This window comes from Mesorhizobium sp. M1322, assembly GCF_040318085.1.
GTDB lineage: Bacteria > Pseudomonadota > Alphaproteobacteria > Rhizobiales > Rhizobiaceae > Mesorhizobium.
The window spans coordinates 47862-64239 of the sequence record NZ_JAMYLP010000016.1; the positions used below are offsets into that span (position 1 = coordinate 47862).

A 16378-nucleotide genomic window follows, 5' to 3' on the forward strand; every position below is an offset into this window, starting at 1 on the left:
CGGATTTGTTATCGTTGGCTATGCGGTTTCACTTGCAGGCGTTTCGTTGGCAGGCGTTTCTTGTCCCGTCTTGGCGCGGGCGGTGCGGCTGCCGAGATAGGCGGCGATAACGGCGGGGTTCTTCTGCACTTCGGCCGGCGTGCCGTCGGCGATGACACGGCCATGGTCGATGACGACGATGCGTTCGCACAGGTTCATCACCAGCCGCATGTCGTGCTCGATCAGGACGAGGCCGATGCGCCGCTCGGTGCGGACGGCCGAGAGGATGGAAACCAGTTCGGCGGTCTCGACCGCGTTCATGCCGGCGGCGGGCTCGTCGAGCAGGAGGAAGCGCGGTTTCAGCGCCAGCGCCCGCGCCACCTCCAGCCGGCGGCGCTGGCCGTAGGCGAGCCTGGCGGCGGGTTGATCGGCAAATTTCTCCAGCCCCATGCGGGAAAGCTCGCGCATTGCCGCCGCCTCGGCACCGGCAAGGTCGGGCTCGACCTGGCGGGCTGCGACCACGACATTTTCCAGCACAGTCATTTGCGGGAAGACGCGGATGTTCTGAAAAGTGCGGGCAACGCCGGAGCGGGCGAAGCGGAAGGCCGTGGCCTGCCTCACCGAGCCGCCGATCGACACGCTGCCGGCGCTCGGCTCGACATCGCCGGCCAGCATGTTGAGCAGGGTCGTCTTGCCGGCGCCGTTCGGACCGATGATGCCGGTGATGCTGTCGGTGCCGAAGGCGAGCGTGACGTCGTCGACGGCGACGACGCCGGCATAGCGCCGCGACAGATGATCGGCGGCGAGCCGGTCCTGCTCCGCATGCAGCAGCGGCGCAGCCGGGACAGTCGCGGTCTGGCGACCAGGCCGGCGCAAAAGGTTCAGCTCGCGCTCGCCGAACAGGCCCGTCGGCCGTCGCCAGATGACCAGGATCATGGCAATGGCAAGCACGCCCTGGGTCAGTCCGAACAGCACCGGCAGATGCAGGCCGAACGCCTCGCCGCCGCCCTCGAAACGACGCACCACCTCGATCACCACGATGGTGACGACGACGCCGGCAAAGGCGCCGAGCGAGGAGCTCATGCCGCCGACGATAAGCATGGCCAGCATGGTGAAGCTGAGGTCGAAATAGAAGTCGCGCGGCGAAAAAGCGCCGAGGAACTGCGCCATCATGGCGCCGGCGGCCATGGCGGCGACCGCGCCCACCACCCAGGCGGCCAGCCGCGAGGTGCGCTGATCGACGCCGACGGCGGCCGCACCTCGCTCGTCATTGGCCGCGGCGCGGGTGGCAAGGCCAAAGGCGGTTTCCCGGAAGAGCCTTGCCGCCACCAGCGCCACCGAAGCGACGCCGATAGCGGTCCACAGACCGACCTCGCGCGGCACGCCGTAGAAGGGCTGGCTGCCGCGGGTGATCTCGCGCCCGGCGACCAGCAGCGTATAGACGATGATCAGCATGGCGAGCGTGGCGATAGACGCGCTCGACCCGGACAGCCGGAGCAGAGGCGTGCCGGTCAGAAGGCCGATGGCGATCGCAAGGACAATGACGACGGCGAGTGCCGCGAAGAAGGAGAGTTCATAACCAGCGAGGAACTGCGGCAGGTCGCGCAGCGCGGTGCGCTGCAACGCCGCCGGCATGGTCAGGATGCCGGTGGCATAGGCGCCGAGACCGACAAAGGCAGCGTGGCCGAAGGAGACGATGCCGCTGTTGCCAGAGAAGATCTGCAGGCCGAGCACCGCCGTCAGCATGATCGCGGCGTAGGTGACGACGCGCTGCATGGCGGCGCCACCGAAGAAGAAGACAATGAGCGCTCCCAGCAGGAGCGCCGCCACCATGCAAAGCGCATCGGCGCTGGCGTTGCGGAACGCGGCCGGCATGAACGACCGCGCCCTTCCCTCGCCCATCGCCACCGACGCCATCAGGCGGCCTTGAAGCGGCTGGGCGAAAACGGCGCCAGGATCGGCTGGGTGCCTTCGGTCACCAGCCTGGCCATCGCCTCGCCGACCGCCGGCCCGGTCTTGAACCCATGGCCGGAGGAGCCGGCCGAAACGAACAGCCGGTCGACGCCAGGCATGGCGCCGATCACCGGCAGGTCGTCGGGACTCATGTCGTAAAGCCCGGCATAGCCGGGGCGGATACCGAGATCGGCCATTGCCGGCACGCGGGTCGCGAAAGTCTCGAGGATCTCTACCGATTCTGATTCCTCGACCCCTTCCATGTAGTCGTCGGGATTGTCGACGAAACGCGGACGGCCCGCCTGTTCATGGCGTACGCCAGTGCCGCCGCCGGCCCAGGTGCCGGCAAGAATGACGCCGTCATTGTCGGGCCGCGCATAGTTGCAGGAGATGTCGTCGCACCAGGCGAAGGGCATGACCTGGCGCGCCTTGCCGGCGGCGTCGAGCACGGCCATTGGGTGGCGCTCGACATGCAGCGGCAAATCGAGGCCGACCGTCGCCAGCAGACGGCGTGTCCATGGCCCTGCAGCGAGGACCACGGCATCGGCCTTCAGCACCGTGCCATCGGCAAGCGCGACGCCGCTGATGCGATCGCCCTCTTTCACAAGCCGTTCGACGAGGGTGTTCTGCATGATCCTGGCACCGCGTGCCTTGGCGGCGCGGGCAATTGCATTGGTTGCGCCGAAGGCGTCAGCATAGCCGTATTCGGGCTCCCACAGCGCCAGCGCGACATTGTCCAGCGCAAAGCCAGGCGCGGCATCGGCGAAGGCTCGCGGTGACAGCGTCTCGATTAATGCGCCCTCGCCGCGAATGCGTTCGGCAGCGGCCTTCCAACTCGCTTCATTGTCGTTGCCGCAGACCCACATCATGCCGATTTCGGTGACGAAGGAGCCCTCGCCTGATATCTCCGGCAAGGACACGAGGATCTCGCGGCCACGGATGGCAAGCTGCGACAGTTCCGGCGAGAGATAGAAGGCGTGCAGCAGGGCCGAGGACTTGCCGGACGGCCCGCCGGCGGGATGCGTCTGCTCGACAAGCGTCACCGTCACGCCGGACGCGGCCAGATGATAGGCAGCGCTCGATCCAACGATCCCCGCACCGACGACAATGACGTCGCTTCCAGTCCGCATGGCTGTTCCCCACAGTCTGTTGGCTGCTTTCCGACAAAGCTAAGACCAGTCGTCCGGTTATGTCAACATCTCTTCATTGTTGACCGGAATTAAAATCTCTGTAATAAACTCGACACAACGAGGCAGGGTAAGCCCAACGAGGATTTTGGGGAGGCCAATGGCGATACGCGATGTTCTGATGCGCGGGGATCTTGCGCTGACGCCGTCGGAGGAAAAGATCGTCCGGCTGCTTCTGACCGACTATCCGACCTCCGGCCTCGGCACCGCTTCGTCACTCGCCCGGCGCGCCGGCGTCAGCGACCCGACCGTGGTCAGGCTGGTGGTGAAGCTCGGCTATGATGGCTTTCCGGACTTCCAGGCCAAGCTTCTGGCCGAAGTCGAGGCCAGGCTGCATTCGCCGCTGCTGATGATGGAGGCCAAGCGGCCGACAGGCGCGGAAGACAGCGCCATCCTCGCCTATCTCAGCTCCGTCGGTGCCGCGCTTGAGAAATCGGTCAGCCTGACGCCGCTGCAGAGCTATGAGCGCGCCGCCCGGTTGCTGATGGAAGCCAAGGGCGAGGTGGTCATGCTCGGCGGTCGTTTCAGCCGCCACATCGCCGGCATGTTCGCCGGCTACATGCTGCAATTCAGGCCGGGTGTGCGCGACCTCGGCACTTTGTCGGCACAGGCCTTCGATACGCTGGCCGATCTTGGCCGCCGCGACGTGCTGGTAGTTTTCGATTATCGCCGCTACCAGTTCGACGTCATCGACTACACCAGGCAGGCGGCGGCGCGCGACGTGCGCATTGTGCTGTTCACCGATCAATGGCTGTCGCCGATCGCCGATCTCGCCGAGGTCACCATCGTCAGCCCGCTGGAAGTCGCCTCCCCCTATGACACGCTGGCGCCGGCGATTGCGCAGATGGAGGCGCTGGTCGCCCACATCGTCTCCACGCTGAGCGATGGCGCCCGCGAACGCATCGAAAAGTTGGAGGAAGTGCGGCATGCGAATGCCGTGACCCTCGACAGTGCCGGCCCCGAAGAAACCGGGATGCGCAGGATGCCCGGGCCCAAATCAGCCCAACCTAACTCAGCCAAATCCAAATCAGTGAAGCAGGACCAGAAAGCATGACGCAGGCATTGCCAAAACGAAACGAGCCGTTCCGGGCCGGCGAAACCGCGCTGCTTCTGGTCGACATGCAACGTGTCTGGCTGGAGCCCGGCGCCGATCCGGCGCATCCGGAGCGCGGCCCGGACCACTATTTCTACCGGCAGACGGCATCGCAGACGATCCCCAACCAGGAGCGCCTGCTGGCGGCTGCCCGAGCCAATGGCGTCGAGGTGATCCACACCATCATCCAGAGCCTGACGGAAGACGGCCGCGACTGCTCGCTCGACCACAAGCTGACGCCAATCCATATCGCGCCCAGCCGGCCGGAAGGCCTGCCGGTGCCGTCGCTGGCGCCAGCCGGCGACGAGATCATGCTGCCGAAGACGTCGTCGGGCGTCTTCAACTCGACCAACATCGATTATGTCTTGAAGAACCTCGGCGTGCGTTACCTCGTCGTTGCCGGCATCATGACAGACCAGTGCGTCGACATGGCGGTGCGCGACGCCGCCGATCGCGGCTACCTAGTCACCTGCGTGTCGGATGCCTGCGCCGCCGCCACGCAGGAGCGCCATGACGGTGCCCTCAAGGCGTTTGGCGGCTATTGCTGGGTCACTGATACCGCCACCATTGCGGCGCGCTTCGAAGCCTTGGGAAAAGCTGCATGACATCGACCGTCGAACCGCTCGTTGCCATCGTTACCACCGATCTCTCCGCCATCACACGCGGCCGCTCGGTGGTCGAAAGCAAGCTGCAGAAGATCGCTGCCACCGGCGTCGGCTGGCTGCAGGCCAATCTGTCGCTGACGCCGTTCAATTCCATCGTCGATCCCAACCCCTGGGGCTCGTCCGGCGATGTGCGGCTCATTCCTGATCTCAACGCCCGTTTTCAGACAGTGCTGACCGGATCGGTGACGCCGTTCGACATGGTCGCCGGCAACATTGTCGAACTCGACGGCAGCCCGTGGATCGGCTGCACGCGGACCATGCTCAGCGACGCGCTGGCGGAGCTGAAAGCGGCAACCGGGCTTTCAGTCATCGCCGCCTTCGAACATGAATTCCATATCGAGGGCGACTTTGTGCCTGGGCATTCGCTGTCATTCCAGGCCTTGCGGCGGACCGATCCGTTCGCGCCAGATCTGATGGCGGCGCTGGAAGAAGCCGGCGTCGCGCCCGAAGTGGTCATCGCCGAGTTCGGCAACGAGCAGTTCGAGGTGACGCACGAGCCAACCAATGCGCTTGCCGCAGCCGACCGCGCCGTCGCCATCCGCGAGATCACCCGCGAAGTGGCGCGCAATGCCGGGTGGCGCGCGAGCTTCACACCGAAAGCCGCTCCCGATGCCGTCGGCAACGGCGTCCACATCCATTTCAGCTTCGTCGACGAGGCCGGCAAGCCGGCGACCTACGATCCGGCGCGACTGGGCGGTCTTTCCAGCCAGGCCGGCGCCTTCTGTGCAGGCGTGCTGCGCCATCTGCCTGGTATCACCGCTATGACGGCGGCGAGCGTGTCGTCCTATTACCGGCTGAAGCCGCATAGCTGGAGCTCGTCATACACCTGGCTTGCCGATCGCGACCGTGAAGCCTCCTTGCGCATCTGCCCGACAGTAACGATCGGCGGGCGCGATCCGGCGCGGCAATACAACATCGAATACCGGGCCGCCGACGCCACCGGCAATCCCTACCTCTCCCTGGCGGCCATCGTGCGCGCGGGACTGGAAGGACTGAAGGCGAAGCTGCCGACGCCGCCGCTGGTCACCGGCGACCCGACGCTGATGAGCGAGACGGAGCGCAAGAAGCTTGGTCTCGTACGCCTGCCGGAAACCCTGCCGGCGGCGCTCGACGCGCTCACCGCCGACAGCACCGTCACGGGATGGTTCGCACCGGTCTTCGTCGAGACCTTCGTCGGCCTCAAGCGGCATGAAACCGAGCGCCTTGCCGGTCTCGATCCGGTGGCTGTCTGCGACCTCTACCGGACGCTTTATTGATGGCTGCGCAGCGTGCAAATGCCGTCCAGCCTGGAAAAGATTGGCCAGCTGCAGTCGACGTGCTCAACGAAAATGGGCACTCCGACATCGTGCTGTTGTGCGAGCATGCGTCCAACCACATTCCGGCGGAGTATGAAAAGCTGGGGCTCGATACCAGCCATTTGCAACGTCACATCGCCTGGGACATCGGCGCCGTCGAAGTAACGCGCCATCTGTCGGTGCTGCTCGATGCGCCTGCCTTCCTCAGCGGCTATTCGCGGCTGCTGATCGACCTTAATCGGCCGCTGGGCACGAGCGGCAGCATTCCTGTGCTGTCGGAAGACACCGACATTCCCGGCAATGTCGCGCTCGACCCAGTGGAGCGCGCACGGCGCGCCGAGATCATGTTCGCGCCTTTCCACGACCGGGTGGCCGCCCATCTCGACCGCCGGGCGAAGAACGGCAGGCCGACGCGAATCGCGACAATCCACAGCTTCACGCCGGTCTTCCTCGGGATTCCCAGGCCCTGGCATGCCGGCGTGCTTTACGATCGCGCCGCCGATTTCGGCGAAGCGATCCTTGCCGGCCTCAGCGTCGACCGCGCGCTCAATGTCGGAGCGAATGTGCCTTACGTGATCAGCCGCGACGCCGACTACGCCGTGCCCATCCATGGCGACGATCGCGGCATTCCCGCCGTCCTCATAGAGATCCGGCAGGATCTGTTGTCGAGCCGCTCCGGCATCGAGGCGTGGGCGAACCGCTTGGCCGCCGCCTTGCCCGCGCAGCAGAAGGAGAAGGCGTCATGAGCAATCTCAGCCTGCGCGAGCGCGACGCGGCAACCATCGCCCAAATCGGCAAGCTGCGCTTCTCGCCGCTGAGCGTCGTCGGCGGGCAAGGCAACCGACTGATCGAGGAAGGCGGCCGCTCGCTGCTCGACCTGTCCGGCTCGGCCGGCCCGGCAATCCTCGGTTACGGCCATCCGGCCATCATCGAGGCGGTCGAGGCGTCGATCCGCGACATGGCTGGCGCCAGCCTCTTGCTATACCCGAACGAACCGGCGGTTTCGCTGGCCGAGCGGCTGCTGGCGATCACGCCCGGCGATGGCGAACGGCGCGTCTGGTTCGGCCACTCCGGGTCAGACGCCAATGATTGCGCGGTGCGGGTGCTGCAGGCAGCCACCGGCCGCTCACGCTTCATCTCCTTCATCGGCTCCTATCACGGCAACCTCTCCGGCTCGATGGGCATCAGCGGCCATACCGCCATGACCCACACACTGCCTAGGCCGGGCGTGCTCCTGCTCCCCTACCCCGATCCGTTCCGGCCGCAGTTCAGCGCCGAGGCCGTGCTTGCGCTGCTCGACTACCAGTTCGAGACCACCTGCCCGCCGCATCAGGTCGCGGCAGTGTTCATCGAGCCGCTGATGTCGGATGGCGGGCTGATCGTACCGCCGCCGGGATTCCTCAACGCGTTGCAGGACCGTTGCCGCAGGCATGGCATCAGAATAGTCGTCGACGAGGTCAAGGTCGGGCTGGCCCGTAGCGGCATGATGCACTGTTTCCAGCACGAAGGATTGACGCCCGATCTCGTCGTCTTCGGCAAGGGTATTGGCGGCGGCCTGCCGCTTTCGGCCGTTATCGGCCCAAAGGAGATCATGGACCACGCACCGGCCTTCGCGCTGCAGACGACCGCCGGCAACCCGATAGCGACGTCCGCCGGCTACGCTGTGCTGAAGACGATCGAGGCGGATGGACTGGTCGAGCGCTCGGCGCGCGTCGGCACGCTCTTCTCGGATGCGCTGCGGGCGCTCGGCGCAAAACACGAGATCATCGGCGACGTGCGCGGGCGTGGCCTTGCCGTCGGTGTCGATCTGGTCAAGGACCGCAAGACACGCCAGCCGGTCGCGGCGACGACGACGGCCAAGATCATCTATCGTGGCTACGAACTGGGTGCGGCCTTCACCTATGTCGGGCTGAAGGCCAATGTGCTCGAATTCATGCCGCCGCTGACGCTGACCGAGGACGAAGTGACCGAGGGCGTGGCCATTGTCGACCAGGCGATCGCCGACGTGAGCGCTGGCAAGGTCTCCGACGCGGATGTCGCTTCCTTCATGATGTGGTAGGCGGGACTTCTGTGGTGAGGGCGCAGACCTCTCGCCACTATGAGAATATCTCCGCCAGTTCGTCGACGCTGGTGCCTTCCTTGACCTGACGCAGTTCGACATAGCTGACCGCCGTGGCTACCGACAGCACCATAGAAACCACGGTCGACAGCATGGCTGCCGCCACATCGGCGACAATTCCGTCTAGCAGGAGAATGATAGCCGCCATCACCGACTGAATGACCATCGTGATGATCATAAGGATAAGGAAAAGACCAAATAGCGCCCAGCGGCTGCCCTTGGTCAGGACGCGGCTGCGCGACATGCTGCCGAGGACACCCAGGCGCTCCTGTATCAGAACCGGAATAGCCACCGACCAACCAAGCCACAATATGATTCCGGGGACCAGCAGAGCTAATGAAGCAAGGCCCGCCCCCAGCACTACGAGCAGGCCGATCCCCAGGGTTGGGAGCAAATAGCGGATGGCTATCTGGATGCAGTCGCCAAAGGACGGCCGTTTGCCGTTCAAATCCTCGATCGTCGCCCGCACGAGTGCCGACTGGAGCAGCAGCGACAGGATAAAGGATATTAATCCGGCGGCAATGCCGACGGAAGAATTCCAAAACATCATACTAGGATCGGCCACCGCGGTCGGGTCGCCCAGTGCAGTCCCGCTCAAGGTCGATTCGGTCCAGAGGCGGAGCACTATCGCCGGCAGACCTGAGAACAGCAGCGCGAGTCCAAGGTACAGACCGATATTGCGGCTGATGACAGCAAAGCTGTCGTTGAAAACCCTGCCGATGCGAAACCTGTCCGGCCGTTCCAGTGTCAATGAAGCCATGATGCGTCCCCCGCTTAATCACCGCATATCGGCTGGTGATCCCCGCATTAAATGTGCCAACATTGGAGGTCGACGTCTAGTCCACTTGCAATTGTCTTGCCGCATTGCCAGTGTCGGGCTGGGGAACCAGAGGTTGCAGGGAAGCGGTTGGCAGTGGCACAGCCAGGCATAGCGGAAGCCGAATGGCTGGCAAAAGCGCATGAGCAGTTGATCTCGGATAAGTCGATCCAGTTCGACCTGCCGGCCTATGTGCCGCCCCAGCCACCCGACTGGCTGAAGCCGCTGCTGGACCTGTTATCGTCGCTCGGTCCCTACATGATCTATCTGTTCTGGGGGGCGGTGATATCAGGTGCCGCGCTCATCCTGCTCCTAGTCTTTCTCGAGATGAAAGGTATCGCCTGGCGCCTGCTCTGGCAGCGCGCGCGGCGCGAAACCGAAGCGGCACAAGCATGGCGTCCCGACGCCGGCGCCGCGCAGATCCTGCTGTCGGAAGCCGACGCGCTTGCCGCACGAGGCGACTATGACGAAGCGGTTCATCTCCTGCTTCGCCGCAGTGTCGCCGATATTGCCGGCCGGCTGCCGGATTTCCTGCGGCCGTCGCTCACGGCGCGCGACATCGCCGCCGCTGCTTCGGTTCCCGCCAAGGCCCGCGCGGCCTTTACCGAGATCGCACGCATCGTCGAAGCCGCGCTGTTCGCACGCCGGCCAGTCGGCGCCGAAGGCTGGCGGGAGGCACGCGGCGCTTATGAGCGTTTCGTCTTCCGGGATGCCTGGATATGAGCGCGACGACGATTGAACCAGCGGCACAGGAACCGTTCAATCGAAGAACGCTATTCTGGGGTATTTTCGCCAGCCTGCTTGCGGCGGCGGGTTTCTTCCTGCTGTCCACCTATGCTCCCGACTTCCGCCCACCCGGCAACGGCGGCGCGACGCCGCTGTCGAAAAGCGGCGTCGGCTATGCGGGCCTTGCGGAATGGATGTGGCTGACCGGCAATTCGCCTTCCATGGCGCGGACCGATCAGGAGCTTGGTGCCGACATGTTGCTGATCGTCACCATTTCGCCCGATAGCGATCCCGCGGCGCTCGACCACATTCTTGAACTTCGGCAGGACCAGGATACTCTTTTCGTGCTGCCCAAATGGCAGACCCTGCCGATGGAAGAGCACGAAGGATGGAACATGAAATTCGGGCGATTGCCCGATTCCGTGGTGAACCAATGGCTCGGCCGGATCGCCGATGCAAAGATCGGCGTCGGCCAAAGCACGGTGCAGCAACTCGACGTCGAAGGCCGGCTCGTTGCCGCCCCCGGCGAATTGCAGTGGGTGGCGGACGAGCATCCAATCATAGCAGCCGGGAACAACAAGGCTGTGCTCACCAAACTGGATGACAAGCCTTTTTATATCCTGACGGACCCCGACCTGATCAATAACGCCGCGCTAGGAGATTCCGACAAGGCGGCCGCCGCGCTCGACCTAATTGCATTGCTGCAACCCGAAAAGGGCCCAGTCATGTTCGATCTCACGCTGCATGGCGCGGGGCGAAAATATGACCTTGCGAAGCTCTTGGTCGAACCGCCATTTCTGGCGCTGACGCTGACGATCCTGGCTGCGGCGGCGCTGGCTTTCCTGCACGGCCTCGGCCGTTTCGGCCCACCCCGCGCCGAATTCCGCGCCATTGCCTTTGGCAAGCGTGCGCTGGTGGATGCGACGGCGATGCTGTTGCAGCGCGCCGGGCGGCTCGAGCAACTGGGAGGCCGTTATGCGGCCTTGATGCGGGTGCGCGCCGGCACACTGCTGGGAGCGCCGCAGGGGCTGCAAGGAGAAGCGCTCGACCACTGGCTCGATTCTCGCGATAAGGACGAGGTCGACGGTTTCACCGCGCGGGCGCAAGCCGTCGGCGAGGCGAAAAATCCGACGCAAATGCACGAGGCAGCGGAGCGGCTGCACGATTGGACGGCAAGGAGGCTCGGTGAACGTCGATGATGTGAAGGCCCTGGCGACACGGATCAGGGAAGAAGTGGGCAAGGCGATCACCGGACAGCACGACACGGTCGACCTGATGCTGACCGCCTTGTTCGCCGGCGGGCATATCCTGCTGGAAGGCCCTCCTGGCACGGCCAAGACAATGACCGCGCGTTGCTTCGCCCAGGCTCTGGGTGTCGCCTACGGACGTATCCAGTTCACGCCGGACCTGATGCCTGGCGATATCGTCGGATCGAACATCTACAATTTCCAGACCGGACAGTTCACGCTGACGCGCGGTCCGATCTTCTGTGATCTTTTGCTTGCCGACGAGATCAACCGCACGCCACCCAAGACACAGGCAGCACTTCTGGAGGCGATGCAGGAGCATGCGGTCACCTTCGACGGCACCACGCATTCGCTGGGCCGAAACTTCATGGTGGTCGCGACCCAGAACCCGATCGAGCATCAGGGTGTTTATCCCCTGCCCGAGGCGCAGCTCGACCGCTTCCTGTTCAAGCACCGGGTCAGCTATCCCGGCCCCGAGGAGGAACGGGCCATCATCATCCATCACGGCGGCGGCTCCGCGTCGCACGACATCGCGCAGTACGGCATCAAGGCGCAGGCGGACCGCAAGACACTGGAGAACGCGCTCGCCACCGTCGGCTCCGTCACACTTGTCGACGAGGTCGTTGGTTATATCGCTTCGCTGGTGCGCGCCACGCGCAACACCGCCGATTTGGAGGTTGGCGCCAGTCCACGCGCGGGCGCCATGCTGGCCAGGGCGGCACGAGCGCGGGCGGCGCTGGATGGGCGCGCCTATGTGATCCCCGACGACGTCAAGGCGCTGGCGGTGCCGGCGCTGCGCCATCGCGTCATCCTGTCGCCGGCCGCGCAGATCGATGGCCGGCTGGTCGAGCAGATCGTCTCCGACTTGGTCGACCAGACGGAAGCGCCGCGTTGATCTATCCCAGCGGCCGAGCGGTGTGGGCGGCAGCGGCGGGCGCGGTGCCGGCCTTCCTGGTCGCGCTGGCGCTGCCGTCGCTGTGGTATCTCGGATTGCTGTGGATCTGCCTGCTGCTCGCCTTCCTGGCGGTGGACGCCGCGGCGGGACGCGCGCGGAAATCGCTGGCCGCCAGCCTCCACGCGCCGCCGCAGGTCGGTGTCGGCGGCCAGTTCACCGTCCATGTCGCCGCCCGTTTTTCAGGCCGGACGCGGACCCTGGAGGCGCGCGTCGGTCATGATGAGCGCCTGGCGCCGATCGGCGGAACCGGCGGTCCCCTGGCTGCCACAAAGGATGGCGGATCGCTCGACCTGCGGTTCCAGGCGCTGCGGCGCGGCATCGCCAGCTTCGATCGTCTGTGGGTGCGCTGGCGCGGGCCGTTCGGACTGGTCTGGAACCAGGTCATCCTGCCGATGGAAAGCAAGGTGGCGGTGTTGCCCGACGTCCGCAGCGCCCGCGACCAAGCGATCACGCTGCTGCAGCGCAATGCGCTGCCCGAAGGGCACGCCCAGCGCCGGGCCGGACAGGGCCGGGAGTTCGAGGCGCTCAAGGATTATCAGCCCGGCATGGGCCGGCGGATGATCGACTGGAAGCGCAGCGCCCGCCACGGCAGGCTTCTGGCGCGCGAGTTCCGCATCGAGGAGAACAACAACATCGTGCTGGCCATCGACAGCGGACGCCTGATGTGCGAGCCGGTCGACGGTGTACCTAAGGTGGACCGGGCGGTGGCGGCCGCCTTGCTGTCGGCGTTCATCGCGCTCAAGGGCGGCGACATGGTCAGCCTGTTCAGCTTCGATGGGCGGCCGCGCGTTGCGAGCGGCGCGGTGCGCGGCTCGGCTAGTTTCGCAATGATCCAGAAGCGGGCGGCGGAGATCGACTATTCCAACGAGGAGACCAATTTCACCCTGGCGCTGACCACGCTTGCGGCGCGGCTCGACCGGCGCTCGCTGGTGATCATCTTCACCGACTTCGTCGATCCAATCAGCGCGGAATTGATGCTGCGCACCGTCGGCCGGCTCACCGAACGGCATCTGGTGCTGTTCATGATGACGAGGGATGTCGAGTTGGAGAGCTTGACCGACATGCCGCCTTTGTCGGGCGAGGATGTGGCCCGCGCCGTCGTCGCCGGCGGGCTTTTGCGCGAAAGGCAGGTCGTCATCGGCCGGTTGCGGCTGCTGGGCGCGCATGTGATCGAAGCCGACCATCAAAGGCTGGGGCCGGCACTGGTCGAGCGCTACCTGCAGTTCAAGCGGGAGGATTTGTTGTGACTGGGCCAGTACCCGGCGATGCTGGACGCGGTGATGCCGTACGCCAGTCGCTGGCCAGCTTCCGTCGGGAGCGCGAGGCCGACTGGAAGGCGTTCGAGGCGCTTCTCGCCCGCGTCGAGAAACGCGCGCCGCGGACGCTGTCGGAAGAGGAGCTGCTGTCGCTGCCGCTGCTCTACCGATCGGCATTGTCTTCCCTCTCGGTAGCGAGAGCGACATCCCTCGACAGCGCGCTGATCGCCTATCTGGAATCCCTGTCGCTGCGGGGTTATTTCTACCTCTACGGGGCACGTCGCGGGCTGCGGCAGCGCATCGCCGATTTCTTCCTGCATGACTGGCCCGGTGCCATCCGCGATTTGTGGCGCGAGACGCTGGTGTCGGTGGCGCTGATGTTTGTCGGCATCGGCGCCGGCGCCTGGCTGGTAGCGTCCGACAAGGACTGGTTCGACGCGATCATCCCGTCGGGCCTCGCCGCTGGCCGCGGCCCCGACGCTTCGGCCGAGCTGCTGCGCAGGATGCTTTATGATGGCGACAATGGCTTTCTCTCAGGCTTTGCCGCTTATCTTTTCACCCACAACGTCCAGGTCGCAATCCTGGCTTTCGCCCTTGGATTTGCGTTCGCCGCGCCGACGGTGCTGCTGATGCTGTTCAACGGCTGCATGCTGGGTGCGCTGTTCCAAGTCTATTGGGCAAAGGGGCTTGGCATGGAACTTGGCGGCTGGCTGGCCATTCACGGCACCACCGAATTGTTCGCCATCGCACTGGCCGGTGCTGCCGGCATGCGCATCGGCACGCGCATCGCCTTTCCCGGCGAGCTGACCCGCATGACGGCAGCGGCCCATGCAGGGCGCGTCGCGGCGACCGCGATGGTCGGCGTTTCGGTCATGCTGCTGTTTGCCGGACTGCTCGAGGGCTTCGGCAGGCAGACGATCACCAGCGATGTCACGCGCTATGCCATTGGCGTCGGCATGCTCGCATTGTGGATCGGCTATTTCTACCTGTTCCAGGTGGTGCGGAATGGCGACCGCTAGACGCTCCGCGCTGGCGACAATGCGCTCGCTGATCACGCCTGAAGGTGTCGATCTCCAGATAAAGCTGGCCGACGCCGGCACACGGGCTGCCGCTTTCCTGCTCGATGTCGTGTTTACCACCACGGCGGCAATCGCGGTCACGATTGTCGCGCTGTTTGGGGTAAGAGGCTTCGGCACCGATAAAATGCAGCCGCTTTTCATCGTCTGGATCATCGCGATCTTTTTTCTGCGCAACGCCTATTTCATCGCCTTCGAGGCGGGCCGGCGCGGGTCGACGCCCGGCAAGCGGATCGTCGGCATCAGGGTGGCGTCACGCAACGGAGCCGGCCTGTCGGTCGATCAGGTCATCGCCCGCAATCTGATGCGCGAGATCGAAGTCTTTCTGCCGCTGTCGATTATCGCCGGACGGAGTGGGATGGGCGTCGCCGATACGCTGACGACAGTCTTCGGACTGGTGTGGGCGCTTCTGTTCGCTCTGTTCCCGCTTTTCAATCGCGACCGGCTGCGGATTGGCGACCTCCTGGCGGGGACCTGGGTCGTCGAAGCGCCGAAGCGCACGCTGATGGAGGATCTGTCGGCAAGACAGGATCCGGTCGCCAAGACTTTTCAGTTCAGCCACGCGCAGCTCGATGCCTATGGCATCGCCGAACTGCACAAGCTTGAAGAAGTGCTGCGCCGCGACGACTATTTCGCGCTGCGGGCGGTGGCTGAAACGATCGGACGCAAGATCGGCTCAACGCCGCAGGCGCATGATGCCCGCCCGTTCCTGACGGCGTATTACGGCGACCTGCGAGCCCATCTCGAGCGAAAGCTACTGCTGGGCAACCGCAGAGCCGACAAGCATGATGGGTAGGCTGAAGAGGCCGGAGACGATGCAGATCAAGATAAGCGGCACTGAAGAATCCAGAATTGAGCGCGCAATTCAGGCAGCAGTGTCTGGGTCTTGGAAGAATTTAGCAGACTCACTGATGCACCTTTTCCAAACGACGAACTGATGAAGGAGCAATTCGACGATTCCTCCCGCCGACTTCAGCTGGAGGGAGGAAATTGGAAAAGGGGCTCCGGCATCGAAATCCTGGCTGATGGAGTCCGCTTCACAATAACAAGGATAGAGGCGCCACCGGAGGTGGATATCGTACTTTCACTGCACAGCACGAGTGAGCACAGTGACAGTACGACCAGTATCTGAACGTTTCATCAGCAGTTGAACTGGGAAGACTACCCATCGGCCGACCTCTCAAGCCGCTGCCTTAACCCACCCACTTCTCGTAGTCGGACACCAAAAGGTGCAGCGGCGCGACATCCTCGTCGATGTCGGCGAAGCGGCCGATCGGCTCGCGGAAGACATTGTCGGTGAGATCGTCATTGACCGTCGAAACCTCGCCGATCAGCACGTCCTTGCCCTCGGCCCAGAAGGCGTGCCAGACGCCCGGCAGCAGCGTCACGCTCTGGCCTGGATCGAGCTTCAGGAGCCCGCCCGCCGGCAGCCTGTGGATGGTTCCGTCGACAGGCACGGAAACCTCGGCCTTCGGATCGATGCCGCCATCGCGATCGTGCATGAACAGTTCCAGCACCAGCCTGCCGCCACCACGGTTGATGATGTCTTCGGCCTTGATGTTGTGGCGGTGCATCGGCGACAGCTGATCCTTGCGCGAGATCATGATCTTCTCGGCATAGAGCATGCCCATGCCCTTCTTCATGTCCTCGTAGCGACCGTTGCGAACGGTGAACAGGAAGAGGCCGAGATCGCTAAACTTGCCCTGGCCGTAATCGGTGATGTCCCAGCCAAGCCGGGAGGAGAAGATGGCCGACGAATCCTGCCGGCGCGCCTTCATTTCTTCCGGCGACCAATAGGCGAAGGGCGGCATGATATAACCGAACGAACGGATGAAGGTGTCGGCATCACGGATGATGTCGTTGACGGTGGAACGTTTCATGGTCGTGATCCCTTCTTCAGGCGGCGACTACAGCGCATAGCCGAACACCGATCCGGTGTCGACGTAAACCGCATGCTGGCCTCATGACATCCGGACCGATCAAGGCCATAAATCCAGGAAATTCCCAGGG

At 64.4% G+C, this 16378-nt stretch carries 15 protein-coding genes; 11 read left to right on the forward strand and 4 right to left on the reverse strand.

What is annotated here, in order from left to right; all coding sequences use genetic code 11:
- Positions 1 to 18: 18 nt before the first annotated feature.
- Both NKH12_RS08950 and NKH12_RS08955 read right to left on the reverse strand, forming a co-directional pair.
- A complete protein-coding gene (locus tag NKH12_RS08950; protein WP_352952765.1) occupies positions 19 to 1896 on the reverse strand; it encodes a branched-chain amino acid ABC transporter ATP-binding protein/permease in 1878 nt (625 codons plus the stop codon).
- Complete coding sequence (locus NKH12_RS08955; protein WP_352952766.1) at positions 1896 to 3062, reverse strand: NAD(P)/FAD-dependent oxidoreductase; 1167 nt, start codon at positions 3060 to 3062, stop codon at positions 1896 to 1898. Before NKH12_RS08955 ends, NKH12_RS08950 begins: the two co-directional genes overlap by 1 nt.
- 157 nt (positions 3063 to 3219) lie before the next feature.
- Between NKH12_RS08955 and NKH12_RS08960 the strand changes: the two genes are divergently transcribed.
- From NKH12_RS08960 to NKH12_RS08980, 5 genes are read left to right on the forward strand one after another with little or no spacing between them, the layout of a single operon-like run.
- Positions 3220 to 4173: a MurR/RpiR family transcriptional regulator gene (locus NKH12_RS08960; RefSeq protein ID WP_352952767.1), complete on the forward strand. Its 954-nt coding sequence runs from the start codon at positions 3220 to 3222 to the stop codon at positions 4171 to 4173.
- On the forward strand, positions 4170 to 4817 hold the full coding sequence (locus NKH12_RS08965) for a cysteine hydrolase family protein (RefSeq protein WP_352952768.1): 648 nt from the start codon (positions 4170 to 4172) through the stop codon (positions 4815 to 4817). Before NKH12_RS08960 ends, NKH12_RS08965 begins: the two co-directional genes overlap by 4 nt.
- Positions 4814 to 6133: a type I glutamate--ammonia ligase gene (locus tag NKH12_RS08970; protein WP_352952769.1), complete on the forward strand. Its 1320-nt coding sequence runs from the start codon at positions 4814 to 4816 to the stop codon at positions 6131 to 6133. The genes NKH12_RS08965 and NKH12_RS08970 overlap by 4 nt, the downstream gene beginning before the upstream one ends.
- Positions 6133 to 6918 (forward strand): N-formylglutamate amidohydrolase, encoded by a 786-nt coding sequence (locus NKH12_RS08975; RefSeq protein WP_352952770.1) that lies wholly within the window; start codon positions 6133 to 6135, stop codon positions 6916 to 6918. Before NKH12_RS08970 ends, NKH12_RS08975 begins: the two co-directional genes overlap by 1 nt.
- Positions 6915 to 8231: an aspartate aminotransferase family protein gene (locus NKH12_RS08980; protein ID WP_352952771.1), complete on the forward strand. Its 1317-nt coding sequence runs from the start codon at positions 6915 to 6917 to the stop codon at positions 8229 to 8231. Before NKH12_RS08975 ends, NKH12_RS08980 begins: the two co-directional genes overlap by 4 nt.
- A 37-nt stretch (positions 8232 to 8268) precedes the next feature.
- On the opposite strand, the gene NKH12_RS08985 is transcribed toward NKH12_RS08980, so the two are convergent.
- Positions 8269 to 9051 (reverse strand): hypothetical protein, encoded by a 783-nt coding sequence (locus NKH12_RS08985; protein ID WP_352952772.1) that lies wholly within the window; start codon positions 9049 to 9051, stop codon positions 8269 to 8271.
- A gap of 153 nt (positions 9052 to 9204) precedes the next feature.
- Here NKH12_RS08985 and NKH12_RS08990 point away from each other — a divergent pair, with 153 nt between their 5' ends.
- The 6 genes from NKH12_RS08990 to NKH12_RS09015 all read left to right on the forward strand — a co-directional run bounded on the left by NKH12_RS08990 (position 9205) and on the right by NKH12_RS09015 (position 15164).
- Entirely contained in the window at positions 9205 to 9831 is a 627-nt protein-coding gene (locus NKH12_RS08990) for a DUF4129 domain-containing protein (protein WP_352952773.1), read from the forward strand.
- Between the two features lie 197 nt (positions 9832 to 10028).
- Complete coding sequence (locus NKH12_RS08995; protein WP_352952774.1) at positions 10029 to 11033, forward strand: DUF4350 domain-containing protein; 1005 nt, start codon at positions 10029 to 10031, stop codon at positions 11031 to 11033.
- Positions 11020 to 11976: an AAA family ATPase gene (locus NKH12_RS09000; RefSeq protein WP_352952775.1), complete on the forward strand. Its 957-nt coding sequence runs from the start codon at positions 11020 to 11022 to the stop codon at positions 11974 to 11976. The genes NKH12_RS08995 and NKH12_RS09000 overlap by 14 nt, the downstream gene beginning before the upstream one ends.
- The gene (locus tag NKH12_RS09005; RefSeq protein ID WP_352952776.1) at positions 11973 to 13283 is read left to right on the forward strand and encodes a DUF58 domain-containing protein; all 1311 of its coding nucleotides are present in this window, start codon (positions 11973 to 11975) and stop codon (positions 13281 to 13283) included. The genes NKH12_RS09000 and NKH12_RS09005 overlap by 4 nt, the downstream gene beginning before the upstream one ends.
- Positions 13280 to 14311, forward strand: coding sequence for a stage II sporulation protein M (locus NKH12_RS09010; RefSeq protein ID WP_352952777.1), 1032 nt, complete (start codon positions 13280 to 13282; stop codon positions 14309 to 14311). Before NKH12_RS09005 ends, NKH12_RS09010 begins: the two co-directional genes overlap by 4 nt.
- The gene (locus tag NKH12_RS09015; RefSeq protein ID WP_352952778.1) at positions 14298 to 15164 is read left to right on the forward strand and encodes an RDD family protein; all 867 of its coding nucleotides are present in this window, start codon (positions 14298 to 14300) and stop codon (positions 15162 to 15164) included. Before NKH12_RS09010 ends, NKH12_RS09015 begins: the two co-directional genes overlap by 14 nt.
- A 397-nt stretch (positions 15165 to 15561) precedes the next feature.
- Here NKH12_RS09015 and NKH12_RS09020 read toward each other — a convergent pair whose 3' ends face one another.
- Positions 15562 to 16248 (reverse strand): D-lyxose/D-mannose family sugar isomerase, encoded by a 687-nt coding sequence (locus NKH12_RS09020; protein WP_107647282.1) that lies wholly within the window; start codon positions 16246 to 16248, stop codon positions 15562 to 15564.
- Between the last annotated feature and the right edge of the window lie 130 nt (positions 16249 to 16378).

Excerpts from the sequence above, each read along its gene's own strand:
- NKH12_RS08995 (WP_352952774.1), top strand. The coding sequence starts at position 10,029 with ATGTGGCTGACCGGCAATTCGCCTTCCATGGCGCGGACCGATCAGGAG.
- NKH12_RS09020 (WP_107647282.1), bottom strand. The coding sequence starts at position 16,248 with ATGAAACGTTCCACCGTCAACGACATCATCCGTGATGCCGACACCTTC.
- NKH12_RS08975 (WP_352952770.1), top strand. The coding sequence starts at position 6,133 with ATGGCTGCGCAGCGTGCAAATGCCGTCCAGCCTGGAAAAGATTGGCCA.
- NKH12_RS08985 (WP_352952772.1), bottom strand. The coding sequence starts at position 9,051 with ATGGCTTCATTGACACTGGAACGGCCGGACAGGTTTCGCATCGGCAGG.
- NKH12_RS08960 (WP_352952767.1), top strand. The coding sequence starts at position 3,220 with ATGGCGATACGCGATGTTCTGATGCGCGGGGATCTTGCGCTGACGCCG.
- NKH12_RS08950 (WP_352952765.1), bottom strand. The coding sequence starts at position 1,896 with ATGGCGTCGGTGGCGATGGGCGAGGGAAGGGCGCGGTCGTTCATGCCG.
- NKH12_RS09015 (WP_352952778.1), top strand. The coding sequence starts at position 14,298 with ATGGCGACCGCTAGACGCTCCGCGCTGGCGACAATGCGCTCGCTGATC.
- NKH12_RS08980 (WP_352952771.1), top strand. The coding sequence starts at position 6,915 with ATGAGCAATCTCAGCCTGCGCGAGCGCGACGCGGCAACCATCGCCCAA.
- NKH12_RS08965 (WP_352952768.1), top strand. The coding sequence starts at position 4,170 with ATGACGCAGGCATTGCCAAAACGAAACGAGCCGTTCCGGGCCGGCGAA.
- NKH12_RS08955 (WP_352952766.1), bottom strand. The coding sequence starts at position 3,062 with ATGCGGACTGGAAGCGACGTCATTGTCGTCGGTGCGGGGATCGTTGGA.
- NKH12_RS08970 (WP_352952769.1), top strand. The coding sequence starts at position 4,814 with ATGACATCGACCGTCGAACCGCTCGTTGCCATCGTTACCACCGATCTC.